This is a genomic window from Actinocrispum wychmicini (assembly GCF_004345645.1).
Lineage (GTDB): Bacteria > Actinomycetota > Actinomycetes > Mycobacteriales > Pseudonocardiaceae > Kibdelosporangium > Kibdelosporangium wychmicini.
Genome location: NZ_SLWS01000007.1, coordinates 16,533 through 36,009, shown reverse-complemented (window position 1 = coordinate 36,009; position 19,477 = coordinate 16,533). Strand labels below are relative to the sequence as shown.

12 protein-coding genes are annotated in these 19,477 nt (G+C 68.8%); 10 read left to right on the top strand and 2 right to left on the bottom strand.

Translation table 11 applies throughout. The features are described 5' to 3' along the window. The first annotated feature begins 127 nt into the window (after nt 1-127). The 10 genes from EV192_RS30495 to EV192_RS30450 are packed head-to-tail and all read left to right on the top strand — an operon-like array spanning nt 128 to nt 17,820. Nucleotides 128-292, top strand: a complete 165-nt coding sequence (locus EV192_RS30495) for a lysine biosynthesis protein LysW (protein WP_132121607.1) — start codon at nt 128-130, stop codon at nt 290-292. Beyond that, nucleotides 289-1,551, top strand: a complete 1,263-nt coding sequence (locus tag EV192_RS30490) for an MFS transporter (protein WP_132121605.1) — start codon at nt 289-291, stop codon at nt 1,549-1,551. Before EV192_RS30495 ends, EV192_RS30490 begins: the two co-directional genes overlap by 4 nt. Then, nucleotides 1,548-6,962, top strand: coding sequence for a non-ribosomal peptide synthetase (locus EV192_RS30485; protein WP_132121603.1), 5,415 nt, complete (start codon nt 1,548-1,550; stop codon nt 6,960-6,962). Before EV192_RS30490 ends, EV192_RS30485 begins: the two co-directional genes overlap by 4 nt. Then, nucleotides 6,959-10,069, top strand: a complete 3,111-nt coding sequence (locus EV192_RS30480; RefSeq protein ID WP_132121601.1) for a non-ribosomal peptide synthetase — start codon at nt 6,959-6,961, stop codon at nt 10,067-10,069. Before EV192_RS30485 ends, EV192_RS30480 begins: the two co-directional genes overlap by 4 nt. After that, nucleotides 10,066-13,914, top strand: a complete 3,849-nt coding sequence (locus EV192_RS30475; RefSeq protein WP_132121599.1) for a non-ribosomal peptide synthetase — start codon at nt 10,066-10,068, stop codon at nt 13,912-13,914. The genes EV192_RS30480 and EV192_RS30475 overlap by 4 nt, the downstream gene beginning before the upstream one ends. Beyond that, the gene (locus EV192_RS30470; RefSeq protein ID WP_243727173.1) at nt 13,911-14,702 is read left to right on the top strand and encodes a transketolase; all 792 of its coding nucleotides are present in this window, start codon (nt 13,911-13,913) and stop codon (nt 14,700-14,702) included. The genes EV192_RS30475 and EV192_RS30470 overlap by 4 nt, the downstream gene beginning before the upstream one ends. After that, complete coding sequence (locus EV192_RS30465; RefSeq protein WP_132121597.1) at nt 14,699-15,652, top strand: transketolase family protein; 954 nt, start codon at nt 14,699-14,701, stop codon at nt 15,650-15,652. The genes EV192_RS30470 and EV192_RS30465 overlap by 4 nt, the downstream gene beginning before the upstream one ends. Then, the gene (locus EV192_RS30460; protein ID WP_132121595.1) at nt 15,649-16,608 is read left to right on the top strand and encodes an aspartyl/asparaginyl beta-hydroxylase domain-containing protein; all 960 of its coding nucleotides are present in this window, start codon (nt 15,649-15,651) and stop codon (nt 16,606-16,608) included. The genes EV192_RS30465 and EV192_RS30460 overlap by 4 nt, the downstream gene beginning before the upstream one ends. Before the next feature lie 11 nt (nt 16,609-16,619). Further along, entirely contained in the window at nt 16,620-17,183 is a 564-nt protein-coding gene (locus EV192_RS30455; protein ID WP_207926292.1) for a GNAT family N-acetyltransferase, read from the top strand. Between the two features lie 10 nt (nt 17,184-17,193). Next, the gene (locus EV192_RS30450; RefSeq protein WP_132121593.1) at nt 17,194-17,820 is read left to right on the top strand and encodes a dienelactone hydrolase family protein; all 627 of its coding nucleotides are present in this window, start codon (nt 17,194-17,196) and stop codon (nt 17,818-17,820) included. Here the strand turns inward: EV192_RS30450 and EV192_RS30445 are convergent. After that, on the bottom strand, nt 17,817-18,692 hold the full coding sequence (locus EV192_RS30445; RefSeq protein WP_165960679.1) for an arginase family protein: 876 nt from the start codon (nt 18,690-18,692) through the stop codon (nt 17,817-17,819). The genes EV192_RS30450 and EV192_RS30445 overlap by 4 nt on opposite strands. Further along, entirely contained in the window at nt 18,685-19,434 is a 750-nt protein-coding gene (locus EV192_RS30440) for a sulfotransferase-like domain-containing protein (RefSeq protein ID WP_132121589.1), read from the bottom strand. The genes EV192_RS30445 and EV192_RS30440 overlap by 8 nt, the downstream gene beginning before the upstream one ends. Nucleotides 19,435-19,477: the final 43 nt, after the last annotated feature.

The window sequence follows — 19,477 nt, the reverse complement described above, 5'->3', positions numbered from 1 at the left end:
TGTCATCGTGGTGGTTACCAACGGCGTTCTGACGTCGACGAGCGAGTCATCCAGGCCATGGATGTGGCCGACGCCACCCGGTGGAAGCCTTGCGGGGCAATCACAATGCGAACGCAAGGAGACTCCCGTGGTGAGCTGCCCGGAATGTAGCGGCGCGGTGGAGATCCAGGGCGACCCGCGGCCGAGCCAGATCCTGGAGTGTGGATCTTGCCGCAGCGAGCTGGAGGTCCTCACGGTCTTGCCGCTGATGGTCGCGCTGGCGCCGGAGATCGAGGAGGACTGGGGCGAATGAGCCTGTGGCGCAACCCCGACTTCGTGAAGTTCTGGGGCGGGGACACCGTTTCCCAGTTCGGCAGCCAGGTCACAGTGCTGGCGCTGCCGTTGACGGCGGTGTTGACGCTCGCGGCGACACCGTTCGAGATGGGCGTGCTCAGCGCAGCGTCGTACTTGCCGTTCCTGGTGCTGACGCTGTTCGCTGGAGTCTGGCTCGACCGGGTGCGCCGCCGTCCGGTGATGGTGGTGAGCGCGCTGGGCCGTGGGGTAGTGCTCGGGAGCGTGCCAGTGCTGGCCGCTGGCGGCCTCCTCGGCTTCGGCTACTTGGCGATGGCGAGCCTTGTTCTTGGCGTGCTGACCGTGTTGTTCGAAGTGGCCTACCAATCGTACTTGCCCACAGTGGTCCGCTCCGAGGATCTTGTGGAGGGCAACAGCAAGCTTCAGGTGAGCGCCTCGGCGGCACAGGTCGGCGGCCCCGCTCTCGGTGGCTGGCTGGTGCACGTGTTCAGCGCGCCGGGCGCGTTGCTAGTGGACGCGGTGTCGTTCCTGTTCTCCGCCGGTGGCCTGCTGGCCGTGCGGACGAAGGAACCCAAGCCGGAGCGGTCCGGCGAACGGCGGCCGGTCCTCCGTGACATCGGCACGGGCCTGCGGTTCACCTTCACCAATCGCTGGTTGCGTGCCTGTGTCCTGGAAGCCGGCACGTACAACATGTTCTGGCTGGTGCTGGAGAGCATCTTCGTCCTGTACGCGGTCCGGCGGCTGGGTATGTCGGCCGGCGAGATCGGGCTGGTGCTCGGCGCGGGCGCGGTCGGCGCGTTGATCGGTTCGTTGGTGGCCAAGCGGATCTCCACGCGGCTGGGAACCGGTCCGACGATCAGCCTCGCCATGGTCACCGGGTGCGCGGCGCCTGTGCTGGTCCCGCTGGCCACCGGGCCGCAGCCAGTGATCTTCGTGCTGCTCGCGCTGTCGTTCTTCATCGGCGGGGCAGGCACCACCGTGGCCAACATCCAGGTGGTCAGCCTGCGGCAGACGCTGACGCCGAGCGCGATGCTCGGCCGGATGAACGCCAGCTACCGCTTTGTCGCGTGGGGCACAGTGCCGCTCGGGTCGTTGCTCGGCGGCGCGCTCGGCGAGCTGATCGGCTTGCGCCCCACACTATTCGTCGGCGCGGCAGGCATCTTCGCGGCAGCGCTGTGGATCGTCTGCTCGCCCATCCGCTCACTGCGGGAGATGCCGGCGGCACCGGCCTCGGACGCTGAAGGAGTGGCAGTCTCATGATGACGGGCCGGACCGAGGATCTCTGGCACGCGGAACTCACCGGCGTAGTGTTGCCGACCGGCATCCCGCGCCGCACCGACCGGGAACAGCAGCGCGTCACGCTGTCTGGGACTCCCGCTGTCGCCGAAGTGCTGACGGCGGTGGAGGTCCTGCTTGCCCGGTACTGCTCGATCGACGACTTCGTGCTGTGGGTGTCGCAGTCCGTCATCAGCGACATCGCGCAGCTGCCGGTGCTGAACGAGTCGGCGTTGCCAATGCGCGTTCGCTACGACGGCCGTAGCCGGGTGGACATGGCGCTGACCGCGCTCGCCGAACGTGTGACGACTATGTACGAGCACAGCGGCGTTGATACGAGTGGCCTGCCCACAGCAGGATTCGCGTTCGCTCATGACGTCACGCCGGACGTGGAACTGCTGTTCACCTACGACCCGACGACCGGCACGGTCACCATCGACGGCGAGATCGAGGCGACGTCGTTGCTGGACAGTCTGACCGCGCTCGTGACCGAGCTTGCGCCGGACATCGAACTCACCGACCTGCCGCTGACGTCGCCAGCCGAGCGTACGAGGATTCTGACTGAGCTGGCGGGCCCGGCCACAACCCCGCAGGAGTTCGTGTCCGCGCACGAACAGATAGCAGAGCAGGCGCCGGAATCCATCGCGATCGTGTGCGGACAGCGCCACGTTACGTATGGCGAACTCAACGAGCGGTCGAACCAACTCGCCCACCGACTCATCGAAGCCGGTGCGGGGCCGGGAAGCATTGTGGCGTTGTGTGTCTCCCGCACACCCGAAATGGTCATGGGCATGTTGGCAGCGGCCCGCGCGGGAGCTGCTTACCTGCCGATGGATCCTGGGTATCCGTCGGTACGCCTGGCCTTCATGCTCGACGACGCCGCCCCGGTCGTGGTACTGGCAGAACGAGACATCGAACTTCCCGCGGCCGACGTGCGTATCGACCTGGATGACGAGTGGCCTGACCGTCCGGTGACGGCGCCTCCTGCAGGCACCACAGTGGACACTCTGGCGTACGTCATCTACACGTCGGGTTCCACCGGTCAGCCCAAGGGCGTCGAGATCTCCGCCGGTGGCCTGGACAATCTGATCCGCTGGCATCGCGAGACGTACCGGCTCACCGCCGACGACCACACCACGCAGATCGCTGGGACGGCGTTCGACGCCACGGTGTGGGAGATCTGGCCGACTCTTACCGCGGGCGCCACACTCCACCTCGTTGACGAGAACGTACGCTCCTCGCCGGCCGAGGTCGTGCGATGGCTTGCCGACCAGCGGATCACCGTCTCCTTCCTGCCGACCCCGCTGGCCGAGTTGGCACTCAAGGAATCGTGGCCCGCGGACTGTTCGCTGCGGTATCTGTTGACCGGCGGTGACACGCTGCACGTCCGGCCGCCCGCCGGGCTGCCCTTCACGTTCGTCAACCACTACGGGCCGACGGAGAACTCCGTCGTGGCCACCGCCGGTGTAGTGTCGTCGCAGGACACGACTGGCCGTCAAGAGCCGTCGATCGGGCGGCCGATCACGAACGTCCAAGTGTACCTTGTGGACGAACGCATGCGGCCGGTGCCCGTCGGTGTGCCTGGCGAGCTGTATGTCGGTGGCGCCGGGGTGGCACGCGGCTACCTCAACCGGCCCGAGTTGACCGCCGAGCGGTTCGTGCCCAACCCGTTCGGCACCGGCAAGCTGTACCGGACCGGCGATCTGGCCAGCTGGCGACTGGACGGCGAGATCAACTTCCTCGGCCGGGCCGACGACCAGGTGCAGCTGCGCGGGTTCCGGGTCGAACTCGGCGAGATCGAAGCCGTGGCCGCCACTCACCCTGGTATCGACAGTATTGCGGTCGTCCTGCGCACGGACACTCCCGTACTGGCGGCGTATTTCGTGGCCCAGGACGGCAAGGTGAACGAGGCGTTGTTGCGGGACTGGCTGGCCGCGCGCCTGCCCGAGCACATGGTTCCGACGGTGTTCATCGAGCTTGAATCGTTGCCACTGACCAGGAACGGCAAGGTCGACCGCAAGGCGCTACCCGTTCCGGACAGTCACGACCACGTTGAGCCCGCGCCGGGGACGGAGGCCGAACTGGCCTCGCTCTGGGCCGATGTCCTCGGTGTCGAGCGGGTCGGCGCGCTCGACGACTTCCTCGCCTTGGGCGGCAACTCCTTGCTATCCGGTCAGATTGTCGCCCGGCTGCCGGTGGCGTTGCCGCCGTCGTCGGTGTTGGCCGCACGGACTGTGCGGGAAATGGCCGTCGAACTGGACCGCCACGGCGAGAAGCAGGCGCCGCTCACGCGAGTGGAACGCCACGATCGGCTGCCCCTGACAGCCGGGCAACGGCAGATGTGGCTGCTGGATCGGCTCGACCCACAAGGGATCACCTACAATATTCCGTTGACGATGGACCTGATTGGTCCACTTCAGACGGAGAAGCTCGCGCACGCGTTGCGTGGCGTGGTCGCCAGGCATGAGGCGTTGCGCACGACCTTTCCCACCGTGGACGGCGAGCCGGTGCAGGAGATCGGCTCGGCCGGCGTCAACCTGGTGATCGTCGACGAGCCGGCCGACGAGTGGATCACGACTGAGTCCCGGCGGCCGTTCGATCTGGCCAAGGGACCGCTGATGCGCGCATCGCTGGTACGGCTCGCGCCCGACCACCACGTCCTGCTGGTCGTGGTGCACCACATCGTGTTCGACGGCTGGTCGCTCGGGGTGTTCTGCCGCGACCTCGCCGCCCTGTACGAGGGCGGAAGCCTCCCCGACATCGACATCCAGAACGCGGATCTCGCGGTCTGGCAAGCCACACACCGCACGTCACAGGCATCCGACCGGGAGTTCTGGCGCAAGGCACTCGCGGGCGCGCCACCGATATTCGAACTGCCAACTGATTTCGCCAGGCGGACGAACCCGACGAACGCGGGCGCCAGGCGAGTCCAAACGCTGGACGCCGAGCTGGCCGCCCGCCTTGCGCAGTTCTCCCGCGCCGAGGGCGTCACGGTGTTCATGACGCTGCTCGCGGCGTTCAACGTGGTGCTGTCACGGTATTCCGGCGCGACGGACATCGTCATCGGCAGCCCGGTGGCCGGACGGGTGCGTCCGGAACTGGAAGCGCCGATCGGCTGCTTCATGAACACGCTGCCGCTGCGGACAGACATGTCCGGCGCGCCCGGATTCCGCGAGCTGCTTCGCCGCGTCCGTGCGGTATCCCTCGCCGCGCAGGCACACCAGGATCTCACCTTCGCCGAGATCGTCGAGGCCGTCCGTCCGGATCGCACTACCGCGCAGTCACCGATCTTCCAGGTGATGTTCGTCCTAGAGGACGCGCACGACGCGCAGTTCACGTTGGGCGATGTGCGGGCGACCGTGACCGAGGTGGACTTCGGCAGCACACGCTCGGAGCTGGGACTGTCGGTCACCGAGGTCGACGGCTGCCTGCGGGTCTGCGCGGAGTACCGCACCGAGCTGTACACGTCAGACACCATCGACCGTCTGCTTGAGTCCTTCAGCACAGTACTGGCGGGCGCCCTGGCCGTACCGGACGAGCCGATCACCACCTTGCCAGTACTGAGCGAGGCGCAACGCCACCGAATGCTGCACGAGTGGAACGACACCGCGTCGCCGTTCGCCGACGGGGCCGTGGTGCACGAGCTGTTCGAACGTCAGGTCGACCAGACCCCGGACGCGGTGGCCGTCGTGTTCGAGGACGAGATCCAGCTGACGTATCGGGAGCTGGACGAGCGGGCCAACCAGCTCGCCCACCACCTGCGCGCGCTCGGCGTCGGCCCGGAGAGCCGAGTCGGCATCTGCGTGCACCGGTCGCCGGAGATGGTGGTCGGCATGCTCGGCGTGCTCAAGGCCGGCGGCGGGTACCTGCCGCTGGACCCGACCAATCCGCCGGACCGGCTGGAGTTCATCACCCAGGACGCCGGCGCGCACGTGGTGCTCACCCAGCACGACGTCCGCGACCGGCTGACCGGCGACGCGGTGATCGTCGAACTCGACGCCGACTGGGGCGACTGTCCGGTCACGCGTCCGGGCAAGGTCAACCACGCACACGACCTCGCCTACGTCATCTACACGTCGGGTTCCACAGGGAAACCCAAAGGCGTGATGATCGAGCACCGGTCGGTGTGCAACTTCATGGCCACCGTGCACGGCCTGTTCGAGATGGGGTCGCACGACAACGTCCTGCAGTTCGCGTCGCTCGGCTTCGACGTGTCGGTGTTCGAGATCTTCAGTGCGCTGACCTGCGGGGCGCGACTGTGCCTCGCCAGGCAGGACACGCTGTTGTCAGTCAAGGACCTGACCGCGTTCATGCGACGCCACGAAGTCTCCGTGATGGACATGCCGCCACCCGTGATGAGCCTGTTGGACGGCGGCGCGTTCCCCAAGCTCCGGATCGCGTTCGTCGGCGGCGAGGCGTTCTCCGGCGGCCTGGTCAACCGCTGGGCGGTGCCGGGCAGGCGATTCTTCAACGGTTATGGCCCGACCGAGGGCACGGTGACGGTGATCGTCGAGGAGTGCTCCGGCACGGACTGGCAGCAGTCGCCGCCGATCGGCCGGCCGATGCCGAACATGACGGCGTACGCGCTCGACCGGCACGGCCAGCTCGTACCGGTCGGTGTGCCCGGCGAGCTGCACATCGGCGGGATCGGTCTGGCGCGCGGCTATCTCAACCGGCCCGAGTTGACCGCGGAGCGGTTCGTCCGGGCGCCGTTCGACCCGGCGGAGCGGCTGTACAAGACCGGCGACCTGGTGCGTTACCTGCCGGACGGCCGGCTGGACTTCCTCGGCCGGATCGACGACCAGGTGAAGCTGCGCGGGTTCCGGATCGAGCTGGGCGAGGTCGAGACCGGCTTGCGCGCCCACCCGGAGGTCGTCGAAGCCGCCGTGGTGCTGCGCGAGGACCAGCCCGGTCGCAAACGGCTCGTCGGGTACTACACGCCCGCCGACGCCGCGCCCGCCGAGTTGAGCGCGTTCCTGGCTGAACGGATGCCGTCGTACATGGTGCCCAGCGCGTTGGTCGGCGTGGCCAGGTTCCCGCTCAACGCCAGCGGCAAGATCGACCGAAAGGCGCTGCCCGCGCCGGACGCCGCCGACATCGCTGCGGTCAAGGACGTCGTCGAGCCGCGCAACCGGAGGGAGCGGGCACTCGCCGAGATCTGGGCCGAGCTGCTGGGCGTTCCCCGGGTCGGCGTGCACGACAACTTCTTCGAACTGGGCGGCCAGTCGATCCTCGGCATCCAGCTGGTCTGGGAGATCCACCGCCGGATGGGGGTGGACGTCTCCATCCGGGACGTGTTCGACCGGCCGACCGTCGCGTCGCTGGCCGTCGTGGTCGAGGACGCGATGCTCGCGCTGCTGGCCGAGCCAGGACTACCCGAGAAAGGCACGCGATGACCGACTCACTGGCCGAACGCGAGCGGCTGCTCGACGCGTTGCAGGACAGGCTGGCCGCGTCGGCCGGCAGCGGAGGAATCCCACGGCGGCCAGCGGACCAGCCTGCGCTCGCCTCGTTCGTCCAGCGGCGCCTGTGGTTTCTCGACCGGCTCGACCCGGGCAACGCTGCCTACAACGTGCCTGTCGCCGTACGGTTGCGTGGCGTCCTCGACGTCGACGCGCTTGACCGCGCCATTCAGACCGTCGTACAGCGGCATGAGGCGCTACGGACGACGTTCGAGGATGTGGACGGCGAACCGGTGCAGGTCATCGCCACGGAGAGCCAGGTACGGCTGGAGCGGGCGGACGCCGGGGATGACGTGGCTGGGTGGATCGCGCGCGAGTCGTTCCGGCCGTTCGACCTGCGTACCGGCCCGTTGATGCGTTGCGGCCTGGTCAGCGAGGGGCCCGACCGGCATGTCCTGTTGGTCGTCGCGCACCACACCGTGGTGGACGGCTGGTCGTTCGGTGTGCTGTTCCACGAGCTGGACGAATGTTACCGATCGTTCACTGCCGGCGCCTCGCCCGCGCTCGTTCCTCTACCTGTCCAGTACGCGGATTTCGCGGTGTGGCAGCGTGAGCAGCCCGCCGGAGACCTGGACTACTGGCGTACCAGGCTCGACGGCGCACCGCCGGTGCTGGAGCTGCCGGGGGAGACCAGTTCGCCGGCCGACGGGACGTTCGCCGGCTCGTCGGCGAGCCTCGACATGACTCTGGAACTGGCTGTGCGCGTCCGAGAGCTGGCCGGTTCCGCCGACGCGACCGTCTTCATGGTGCTGCTGGCCGCGTTCGCCGGGCTGCTCGGGCGGCTCGCCGGCACCGACGACCTGGTGCTCGGCGCGCCGATCGCCACCCGGCCGCATCCGCAGGTCGAATCGCTGGTCGGCTGTTTCCTCAACACCGTCGCCCTGAGGACTGACCTGTCCGGTGACCCGTCGTTCCGCGAGCTGCTGACCAGGGTTCGCGAGTCCACAGTGGACGCGTATCAGCGGCAGGTGCCGTTCGAGCAGCTCGTCGAGGCGATCCAGCCGGAGCGCGGCACGACTCACACGCCGGTGTTCCAGGTCATGGTGAACCACACGTCGACCGTGCCGTTGCCGGACCGGTTCGGCGGGATGGCGATGGATTCCCTGGAGTTGCGGGATCCGCCGTCGAAATTCCCGCTGACGCTCTACATCCGGGAGGACGGAGGCCGGCTCGGCCTGGACGCGTTGTTCCAGGCGGCGCGGTTCAGCCGCGAGCGGGTCGCCGGGATGCTCGACCAGGTGGTGCTCTTGCTGGAGCAGGTGACCGCCGACCCGGACCGGCCGGTGACGAGCTGTTCCCTGGTCGCCAGGGGAACGCCGTTGCCCGACTTGTCCGCCGCGTTGACCCGTGACCCACAGCCGACAGTGCCGGCAATGATCGAGAAGCACGTACGCACGACCCCTGACTCGGTCGCGGTCGAGTCCGGCGATGTGCGATGGACGTACGCCGATCTGTGGCGACAGGCCACCGCCGTCAAGGAATCCCTTGCCGCACAACGACTCACTCGGGGTGCCGTGGTGGCTGTGTCGGGTGGGCGGACACCGGCGCTGGTCGCGGGAATGCTGGGTGTCCTGCTGGCCGAGGGGGTGCTGCTCACCCTGGACCCGGGGCTGCCCAGGTTGCGGCGGCGGGCGATGCTTACCGAGTCGGCCGCGACGCACGTTCTGGACACCGACACGGGCTCGATCGAGCGGACCGAGGCACAGCCCGGCGAGACGAACCCGGAAGCCGCCTACCTGTTCTTCACGTCAGGCACCACCGGGGTGCCGAAGGCCGTCCTTGGCAGGCACGCGGGCCTCGCGCATTTCTTGCGGTGGCAACGAGACACGTTCGACGTCGGCCCGGCGGACCGCTGCGCGCAGCTGACCGGGTTGTCGTTCGACGTGGTGCTGCGGGATGTCTTTCTGCCGCTGGTCAGCGGCGCCACCTTGTGCGTGCCGGCGGCAGGCGGTGACCTGTCGCAGGTCTTCGGGTGGCTCGCGGAGCAACGTGTCACGATCACGCACACCGTGCCCACTCTCGCCGAGGCATGGCTCGCCGAAGCCGGACAGCACAACCCGCGGCTGCGTGTGACGTTCTTCGCCGGTGAGCCGCTCACCGCCGACCTCGTGCGCGCGTGGCGATCAGCGACCGGCGACGGCACGGTAGTGAACCTGTACGGCCCGACAGAGACGACGCTCGCGAAGCTCGCCTACGTCGTGCCGGCGGACTGTGCTCCCGGCGTCCAGCCGGTAGGCACACCGATGCCCGGCGCGCAGGCGCTGGTCGTCACCTCCACGGGGAACCCGGCGGGTGTCGGTGAGGTCGGCGAAATCGTCATCCGTACGCCGTACCGCAGCCTCGGCTACGCCAACGCGCCCGATTCCTGGCCGGTGAACCCGGGTACCGGCGACCAGGACGACCGGCTGTACCACACCGGTGACCTGGGCAGACTGCGGCCGGACGACCGGATCGCCATCCTCGGCCGGGCCGACCGGCAGGTGAAGATCCGCGGTGTGCGGATCGAGACCGACGAAGTGGCCGCGATCGCCACCCGGCACCCCACAGTGACCCAGGCGGCCGTCACCACCGCCCCGGACACCCAAGGGCATCCGATGCTGGTGGCCTACCTGGTGGCACCCACGCGCACCGCTGCCACCGAAACCCAGCTGCGGAGTTACATCGGCAAGCGGCTGCCGCAGGTCATGGTGCCCGCGGCGATGGTGTTCGTCGACCGGATCCCGTTCACCGCCAACGGAAAAGTCGACTGGCGCGCGCTGCCGCCCGTCGAGGTGGCGAGCATACGGGAAGAGGAGTTCGTGGCGCCACGCACGGACATCGAACGCGGCGTCGCCGAGATCATCGGGACGTTGCTGCGCCGCGACCGGGTCGGCGTGAACGACAGCTTCTTCACGCTCGGCGGCCAGTCGCTGATGGCGATGCAGCTCGTGTCCCGGTTGACCAAAGCGTTCGGGGTGACGTTGCCGTTGCGGGTGATCTTCGAGAACCCGACCGTCGGCGGCATCGCCGAAGCCGTGACGGACGCCGGTGGTCGCTCATGACGACGATGGTGCCCACCTCGTTCGCGCAGCGACGGCTGTGGTTCCTCGATCGCCTCGAACCAGGCAGTTCGGCGTACAACGTGCCGGTCGCCGTCCGGCTGCACGGCGATCTCGATGTGGCCGCGCTGCGCAGAGCCTTGACCGCGCTCGTGGCCCGGCACGAGGCTCTGCGCACGACGTTTCGCGAGGTCGACGGCGAACCCATGCAGGTGATCGGCGAGCCCACGGACGTGCCACTGCCGGTATACGAGACGTCCGATGTGGACGCCGCGATCCGCCGGGAAGCGGCCGGCGCGTTCGACCTGGCGACAGGTCCGTTGCTGCGCTGTGCGCTCCTGGACACCGGAACCGACCATGTCCTGCTGCTGACCGCGCATCACATCGTCATCGACGGCTGGTCGCTCGGTGTGCTGTTCCGCGACCTGGCCGCGCTGTACGCCGGTGAAGAACTGCCGGAACTGGCCGTCCAGTACCGGGATTTCGCCGTCTGGCAACGGGAGAATCTCGCTGCGGAGGCGCTCGGCGAGGACGTGGAGTACTGGCGGAACACCTTGGCGGGTGCACCCGCAGTCCTGGAGTTGCCCACCGAGTTCCCGCGCGGCAAGAGCCCGTCCGGCGCGGGTGCGATCGCCACGGCACGGTTGTCCGCCGATCTGACCGACGATCTCGACACGTTGGCCGAGGCTGAAGGCGTGACGTTGTACATGACCTTGGTCGGCGCGTTCCAGGTGTTGCTGAGCCGCTACACGGGCCAGCCGGACGTCGTGGTCGGTACGCCCACCGCCGGCCGGCCGCGTCCGGAACTCGAACCGCTCGTCGGCTGCTTCATCAACACCCTCCCCCTGCGGACGGATCTCACCGGCGCTCTCGGCTTCCGTGAGCTGCTCGGTCGGATACGCGCCGCCACGCTCGCCGGATACGAGCACCAAAGCCTGTCGTTCGAGCACATCGTGGACGCCGTCCAACCGGACCGGACGGTCGCGCGGACGCCGATCTTCCAGGTGATGTTCACTGTGGACAACACGCCGTCGCCGGGCACGTCCGGTGGTCAGCTGCGGTTCGAATTCCTGCCACCGTACCGCGATCGCGTCAAGTACGACCTGAACATCACGGTCAGCCGCGCCGGTGACGAGCTGGCGATCGCCGTGGAGTACCGGACCGACCTGTTCGGCGACACCTGGCTCGACCGATTCCTCAGCCACTACCGGACGCTGCTCGCCGCCGTCGTCGACGACCCGGAGCGTCCGGTCACCGAACTGCCGTTGCTGCCGGCCGCGGAACGGAACCTGGTGCTGAACGCCTGGAATGACACGGCCGTCGAGTTCCCGTCCGGCATCCCCGTGACCACGTTGATCCGGCGGCAGATGGCGGCCACCCCGGACGCGGTCGCGCTCGTCTGCGGCGAGCAACGACTGACGTACCGCGAGCTGGGTGAGCGCGCCAACCAGGTCGCGCACGTGCTGAGTGAACTCGGCGCTGGGCGTCGGATCGGGCTGTGCCTGGAGCGTTCCGTCGAGTTGGTCGCCGGGCTGCTCGGCGTGCTCGAAGCGGGATGTGCTTACCTGCCGCTGGATCCGGGCTATCCGGCGGAGCGGCTGGCGTTCATGGCCGAGGACGCCGGACTCGACATCGTGCTGACGCACGGCCGGGCACGCGACAGTGTGCCGTCCGGTGTACGGACCGTGGTCGACCTGGATGACCTCCAGGCGCCGACGACTCCACTGCCACGGTCGGTCGGGCCTGACGACTGCGCGTACGTCATCTACACATCCGGTTCGACCGGGCAGCCCAAAGGTGTGGCGAACATACACCGCGGGCTGGTGAACCGGCTGGTCTGGACGCAGCGCGAGTTCCAGCTCGACGGCACAGACGTAGTCCTGCAGAAGACGCCGTACAGCTTCGACGTCTCGGTGTGGGAGTTCCTGTGGCCGCTGGTCGCGGGCGCGCGCCTGGTGCTCGCCCGGCCGGGCGGTCATAAGGATCCCGGTTATCTGGCCGAGCTGATCCGCGCGGAGAACGTGACCACTGTCCACTTTGTTCCATCGATGCTGCAAGTGTTCCTGGAAGCCACCGACATCGCTCAGTGCCCGTCGCTGCGGCGTGTGCTCTGCAGTGGCGAGGCGCTCCCTGCCGCGCTCGTCCGCCGGTTCCATGGCACCGGCACGTCAGCGGAGTTGCACAACCTGTACGGACCGACGGAAGCCGCGATCGACGTGAGCCACTGGCGGTGTGCGCCCGGCGACCCTGGGAACACAGTGCCCATCGGCCGGCCGATCGCCAACACGCGGCTTTACGTCCTGGACGCGGTGGGCGAACCAACGCCGGTCGGGGTGCCGGGCGAATTGTTCATCGGCGGCGTCCAGGTGGCCACCGGCTACGTGAACCGACCCGAGCTAACGGCCGAACGGTTCGTGCCGAACCCGTTCCACGGCGGCACGATGTACCGCACCGGCGACCTGGCCCGATGGCGGCCGGACGGCGCGATCGAGTACCTCGGCCGGCTCGACCACCAGGTGAAGCTGCGCGGGTTCCGGATCGAGCTGGGCGAGGTCGAGACCGCGATCCGGGCGCAGGACGGCGTGCGGGACGCCGTGGTGGTGGCACGGGCGGACCAGCTCGTGGCGTACGTCGTCGGCGACACCGACGTGCGCGAGCGGCTTGCCCGGGTGCTGCCCGAGTACATGGTGCCCGCGGTGGTCGTGCCGCTGGGCGAGATCCCGCTGTCCGCCAACGGGAAAGTCGACCGCAACTCGCTGCCTGAACCCGCTGGTGCTGTGCCTACGGCGGTTGTGCCCGCGCGGGACGGGCTGGAGCTGGAACTTGTCGCGCTCTGGGAGGAGCTGCTGGCGGTCCGGCCGGTAGGCGTGACCGATGACTTTTTCGACCTCGGCGGCAACTCGCTGCGCGTCATCCGGATGCTTGGCCGGATCAAGCAACGCTACGGCCACGACTTGCCGGTGTCGGTGATGTTCTCCGGCGGTGCCACCGTCGAACGCCTCGCGCGGGAACTGCGCCGCGGCGACGAGCCACGAATCTGGTCGCCGGTTGTGGCGATCCGCGAGACGGGCGACCGGCCGCCGTTGTTCTGCCTACCGCCGGCGGTAGGCAACGCGCTGAGCTACGTCGACCTGGCCCGGCACCTACCCGCCGACCAGCCGGTCTACGGGTTGCAGGCGATCGGGCTCGACGCGGGCCAACAGCCTGAACGGTCACTCGAAGCCGCCGCCAAACGGTATGCCGACGCCATTCGGACAGTCCAACCGGGACCGTATCGGCTGGCCGGCTACTGCGTCGGCAGTGTCACCGCGCTCGCCGTCGCCCACCAGTTGCTCACCGAAGGCGAAGACGTCGAGATGCTGGCAGTGCTCGACGGCGGGCCGCCGAACCTGGACAACGGCTTCGAACAGGCCTACGAGGCCGACATCGCCGCGTGGTTCGCCTGGGAGCTGGGCCGCGCGGCCAACCGTGACCTGGTGATCGACCCGACCGACCTGCGCCAGGGCACTCCGGTTGCGAAAACCGTCCTGGCGCAAGCGATTGCCCACGATGTGCTGCCACCGGGCACCGACCTGGAGCAGCTCGCGCGGCTGCTGGCCACGTTCGACGCCAGTGTCCGCGCTGTCCGCGACTACGAGCCGAAACCGTTCCCCGGGCGGGTGGTGGCCTTCCAGGCCGCCGACGAACCGCCGGACACCAGCCCGGTCAACCGGTGGGAACCCTTGGCGGGAGCTGGTCTGTCGATCGAGAAGGTACCAGGCGATCACTACTCGATGATGCGCCCGCCGCACGTCGAGCACCTGGCCGCCGCGCTCGACCACCTGCTGACCGAGGAGACCGTACGTTGACCACAGCACTGGCATCGCGGGTACGCAGGCACATCGTCGAGATGGCAGCCGGGCCGGAGGGCGCACACGTCGGCGGCGCACTGTCCGCTGCGGACATCCTGACCGTCCTGTACTTCGACGTCATGCGGGTTCGCCCGGAGCAGCCGGACTGGCCGGACCGCGACTACTTTCTGCTCAGCAAAGGGCACGCGGCCGTCGGGCTGTACGCCGTGCTGGCCGAACGCGGCTTCTTCCCAGTGGGAGAGTTGGGTGGCTATGCCCAGGCCGGCAGCCGGCTCGGCGGCCACCCGACCCGGGCGGTGCCCGGGGTGGAGCTGCCCACCGGTTCGCTGGGCCACGGTCTGTCGCTCGGTGTCGGCCTTGCCCTGGCCGCGCAGCGCGACGGCCGCGACAACCGCACGTTCGTCCTGCTCGGCGACGGCGAACTGCAGGAAGGCAGCGTCTGGGAGGCGGCTGGCTCGGCCGCGTTCCTCGGCCTGGACACCCTCACCGCGATCGTCGACCGAAACGGCCTGCAGATCAGCGGCAGCACCGCGCGACGCACCGGCCTGGATCTACTGGCCACACGATGGGCCGGATTCGGCTGGGACGTGTCCGAAGTAGACGGCCATGACCCGTCCGCGCTGGCGGATGTGCTGGCCGAGCGCCCGGCTGACGGCAAGCCGCGAGTGGTGCTCGCGGACACCGTCAAGGGCAAGGGAATCCCGTTCCTGGAGAACCGGAAGAAGGGGCACTACGTGACGTTCACCCCGCAGGCGCGGCAACGGGCACTGGCGGCACTCGGATGACCGCGCCCCGAGACGCCTACCGCGCCGCACTGGCCGAACTCGCCGCACGCGACGAACGGATCTGGTGCTGCGACTCGGACATGGGCGGCCTGGAGGACGGCTTCGGCCGCCAGTTCCCGCGGCGCTACGTCGACCTCGGGATCGCCGAGGCGAACATGATGAGCGTCGCCGCCGGGCTGGCCGCGTCCGGCAAGATCCCGTTCGTCAACACCATGGCCTCGTTCGCCTGCCTGCGCGCGGGGGAACAGGTGAAGATCGACATCGCGTACAACGCGCTGCCGGTGCACATCGCGGCCAGCCACGCCGGCCTGTCCGGCGGGCATTTCGGCCCGACCCATCAGTCGCTCGAAGACATCGCGGTGATGCGCGCGCTGCCGAACATGACCGTGATCGTCCCCAGTGACGCGGCCATGATCGCCCAGGCGGTGGCTGTGCAGGCCGGGCTGCCCGGCCCCAGCTACCTTCGACTGGGCCGTAAGGCGACCCCGGACGTGCATCCACCTGGCGCCCGGTTCGTGCTCGGCCGAGCGGCGAGGTTGCGTGCCGGCACCGATGTGACTCTGGTGGCGTGCGGGCCGCATCCCGTCCTCGCCGCGCTGGCCGCGCATGAACAGCTCGTGGCGAGCGGAGTCAGTGCCCGCGTGCTGGACGTCAGCACGCTCAAACCGTTCGACGTGGAATCCATTGTGGATGCGTCGATCGAGACCGGCGGCCTGGTCACCGTGGAGGAGCACAGCGTCATCGGCGGTCTGGGCAGTGCGGTCGCCGAGGTGCTCGCCGAGCACGCACCCGCCCGGCTGCGCCGGATCGGCATGCCCGACCGGTTCTGTGCGCAGGTGGGCACGCCGGAACATCTGCTGGACACCTATGGCATCACAGGGAAAGCGGTCGCCGAAGCCGCGCTTGAGCTGCTCGCCGACCGCCCGAGTGAGGAGTTGATCCCATCATGATCTGCGCACGGCTGCCCCGCGACTACGACCCCGAGCTGCTGCGCCGTGACCTCGACAGCCTGCGCGCACTGCCGCAGGCCCCGCAGCCCGGCCCGTACCACGACGGTGACTGGACCGGCCTGGAGCTCTACGCGCAACTGCCCGACCGGCTGCACCACTTCGGCCCGACGCCGGCGCTGGACCACGCGCCGTACCTCGCCCGGATCCTCGCCGAGCTGGACTGCCCGAAGCTGCTGGTCCGACTGCTCACCCTGCCGCCCGGCTCGGACATCGGCGAGCACAACGACGCCGGGTCGAACTTCCAGTTCGGCTCGCTACGGCTGCACGTGCCGATCGTCACGCACCCGGACGTGATCATGGTGATCGACGGCGAACGCGTGTTCTGGCAGCCGGGCGAACTGTGGTGGGGAGACTTCTCCCGCAGGCACTGGCTGCGCAACGACAGCGACGTGACCCGCGTGCACATGGTCATCGACGTGCAAATCAACGACTTCGTCCTCGGGCTGTTCCCGCCCGAGCTGGTGGCCGAGAAGCGACAGACGGGAATCTCGACGCACCGGCCACTGGTCGCCGAGGCCGAACGAACGGACACCACGCTGGCCCCGTTCGCGTGCGACTTCACGCTGCCCGCGACACTGATGCCACTGTTCGGGCACGGCACCAGCTTGCAAGAACTCGCCCGCGACGGGGTCGCCCAATGCCACCCGGAGAACGGTCGTCTCGTGGTCACCCTGGACGGCGCACGGGCCTTCGCGATGGAACGCGTCGGCGAGCGCTCGTTCTCGATCATCGGCCAGCCACCCGGCATCGAGGTGGAGTTCTCCTCGGCGGACGACCCCGAGAAGGCCGAGGTGATCGTGCGAGGCGTGCCGGAGGACCTGTACGCCGCCCAGCTCGGGTTCCAGCAGGGCCCGATCATCCCGGAGCAACGCTTCCCCCTCAAACTGAACCGGTAGTATCGCCTCCTGTGGAGAACGTCACGGTCCGTCCGGTCACCGGCGACGACTGGGACGACGTGCAGGGCATGCTCGGCCAACGCGGCTCGGTGAACGGCTGTTGGTGCATGTTCTTCCGGCAGACCCCACAGGAACGCAAGACACAATGGGGTGACGGCAACCGGAAAGCGCTCAAGCGGCTGGTCGACGCGGACAGCCGGCCGGGCCTCGTGGCGTATCGCGACGGCGCCGCGGTCGGCTGGGTGTCGATCGCTCCCCGAACGGAGTACTCGCGGCTGGACCGGTCACCGATCAGCAAGCCGGTCGACCAGAAGCCGGTGTGGGCGTTGGTCTGCCTGTACGTGCCCAAGCCGCATCGCGGCGCCGGTGTCGCCCGCGCGCTGGTCCGTGGCGCGGTCGAGTACGCCCGTTCGCAGGGTGCCGAGCTGGTCGAGGCGTATCCGGTCGACGACACGCTCGGGCCGGTGGCCGCGGACGCGGCGTACCACGGGCTCGTCACGTTGCTGCGGTCGGAAGGATTCGCCGAGGTGGCCCGGCGCAGCCCGACGCGACCGGTCATGCGGCTCGCGACCTGAAGGATTGACTATGGCCGACCTGGTGGAGCAGGCCGAGAGCAGCGGACCGGTCGTGGTCCTGCTGCACTCCTGGTGGGGACTGACCGACCACTTCCGCACGCTCGCCCGCAGATTCGCCGACTCGGGCTTCACGACGGTCGCCGCCGACCTGTACCGCGGTGCGCACACTGACGATCCGGTGCGCGCCCGCGAGTTGCGTCTCGCCCTCAGCGACGAGGACGCCCGAACCCGGGCACTCGGCGCGGTCGATCAGGCATCCGAGCTCGCCGACGGGCGTCCTGTGGGTGTGGTCGGGTTCAGTTTCGGGGCGGAACTGGGCATCAAGATCGCCGCCGAACTGCGCGACCGGATCTCGGCGGCGGTGGCGTTCTACGGCGTGTGCGTGCCGCCGAACCTCGCCGAGATCACCGCGCCGATCCAGGCACACGTGGCCACCGAGGACGAGTTCGCCACCGCCGAGGAGGTCGGCGAGTTCACCCAGCACCTGGTGGCGTTGGGCAAGTCCGTCGAGCTGTACAGCTATCCAGGCGCCAAGCACGCGTTCTTCAACACCAGCCGCCCGGAGGCGTACGACGCCGACGCGGCCGAGACCGCGTGGCGCCGTACAGTGGACTTCTTGGGCCGCACGCTGTCTTAGGTCAGCGCGTTCACCAGGTGGCCGACGAGCCGGTCCACCAGCACGCCGTCCGGGTCGCGGTCCGGGTTGACCTCGGTGACGACGAGCGCGGCCAGCCCAGGCGAGGAGCAGAACTCGGCCAGGCAGTCCATCGCGACCCGCTCCGGCAGGCACTCGTTGAAATGCGGGAAGTTCGCCAGCGGGAAGTCGACCGAGTCGACCACGTCCACGTCGAAGTGCAGCAGCACCTGGCCGCTACCCAGCCGGGTCCAGGCTCGCGCGGCCAGTTCCCGCGCGTTCGCCTCCGTCACCTCGGTGCACGCGGTCGTGCGCAACCCATGCCGGGCCAGGCGTTCCCGGCTCGCCGGTCCCAGCTCGCGCGGGTCGTGGCCGAACGCCTCGATCCGGTCCACCGCCAGCACCGGCGCCTCCAGCTCCGGCGTGCCCTCGCCCAGCAGATGGGCGAGCACCATGGTGTCCAGCACACCGGACACCGTGGAGTCCGGTGTGGACAGGTCAAGGTCGCCGTCGAAGTACAGCAGGCCGGCGTCCGGCCACTTGTCGACCAACGCCGCCATCGCGCCCAGGGTGATCGTGCAGTCCCCGCCGATCAGGACCGGAAGCGCGGGCGCGTCCAGCAACGGCCGCAGCGCCACGGAGACCGACCGCACGACGGCGGCCACCCGGTCGACGTTCTGCCGGTTACGACGTTCGCGATCCGCCCGGAACGGCTCGACCGGCAGGTCACCGTGGTCAGTGACGGGTATCCCGGCCGCCTCCAGCCGATCCACCAGGCCCGCGGCCCGCAGCGCGGCGGGCGCCTTCTCCTGGCCAGGTCCGTGCGTTCCGGCGCTCGACGGCACTCCGAGCAGGGCTATCCCTCGGTCATCCACGATCGCTGGATGGTAGCGGATCCACCGCCGGCACTGTCATCCGCCGGGCGCGCAACTTCTCGTAGAACGGAAGGTGGTACCGCAGGTAGTCGGCGAGCAGCGGATGGTTCTCCGTCGTGGCCTGGTAGGTCGACTCGGTCCGAGTGAACCCGTTGGTACGGCCCGTGTTCTCGTGCCACGGCCGGGTCTTCTCCCACTCGGACCGGATCCCCGGCGCCCACGACAGCGCCTCGGGCCGGAACGGGATGCCCACCAACGCACAGTACTGTCGGACGGTCTCGACAGGCCGGGCCACCAGGTCGTCGGAATCGACCACGACCGGCTCGGCCCCGGTCGCCACCACGGCGTCGTGGATCTCGGCCAGCCGTGCGAACCCAATCTCGTCCCGCTGCAACTGGGCGTTCAACGCGAAATGGGACGCGATGGCCTCGCTGGGGTGGCGGATGATGAAGGTGTGCGTGGCCTCGGCCAGGAACTGGCGGTCGGCCAACAGGCCGGGGTAGTGGAAGTCCGTGGTGTCTTTGAAGAACACCGGCTCCTGCGCCGACAGTGCGCGTAGCGCGGCGGTCAGGTCGGCCTCGGTGCGCACCTCGCGGTCGCCGACGGTGGTGACACCGAAATCGACCACGTGTGAGAAGGGTTCATGCACGACCGTGTAGTCGCCGCGTTCGGTCATCATCCGCAGGAACGCGGTCGACCGCGAACGCGGCGCGCTCCAGAGTGCCAGCAGTGGAGGCGTCATGACTCCACCGTAGAAGAAACGCGGCCGGTTCGGGGTAGTCACA

Excerpts from the sequence above, each read along its gene's own strand:
- EV192_RS30490 (WP_132121605.1), top strand. The coding sequence starts at position 289 with ATGAGCCTGTGGCGCAACCCCGACTTCGTGAAGTTCTGGGGCGGGGAC.
- EV192_RS30485 (WP_132121603.1), top strand. The coding sequence starts at position 1,548 with ATGATGACGGGCCGGACCGAGGATCTCTGGCACGCGGAACTCACCGGC.
- EV192_RS30480 (WP_132121601.1), top strand. The coding sequence starts at position 6,959 with ATGACCGACTCACTGGCCGAACGCGAGCGGCTGCTCGACGCGTTGCAG.
- EV192_RS30475 (WP_132121599.1), top strand. The coding sequence starts at position 10,066 with ATGACGACGATGGTGCCCACCTCGTTCGCGCAGCGACGGCTGTGGTTC.
- EV192_RS30465 (WP_132121597.1), top strand. The coding sequence starts at position 14,699 with ATGACCGCGCCCCGAGACGCCTACCGCGCCGCACTGGCCGAACTCGCC.
- EV192_RS30460 (WP_132121595.1), top strand. The coding sequence starts at position 15,649 with ATGATCTGCGCACGGCTGCCCCGCGACTACGACCCCGAGCTGCTGCGC.
- EV192_RS30450 (WP_132121593.1), top strand. The coding sequence starts at position 17,194 with ATGGCCGACCTGGTGGAGCAGGCCGAGAGCAGCGGACCGGTCGTGGTC.
- EV192_RS30440 (WP_132121589.1), bottom strand. The coding sequence starts at position 19,434 with ATGACGCCTCCACTGCTGGCACTCTGGAGCGCGCCGCGTTCGCGGTCG.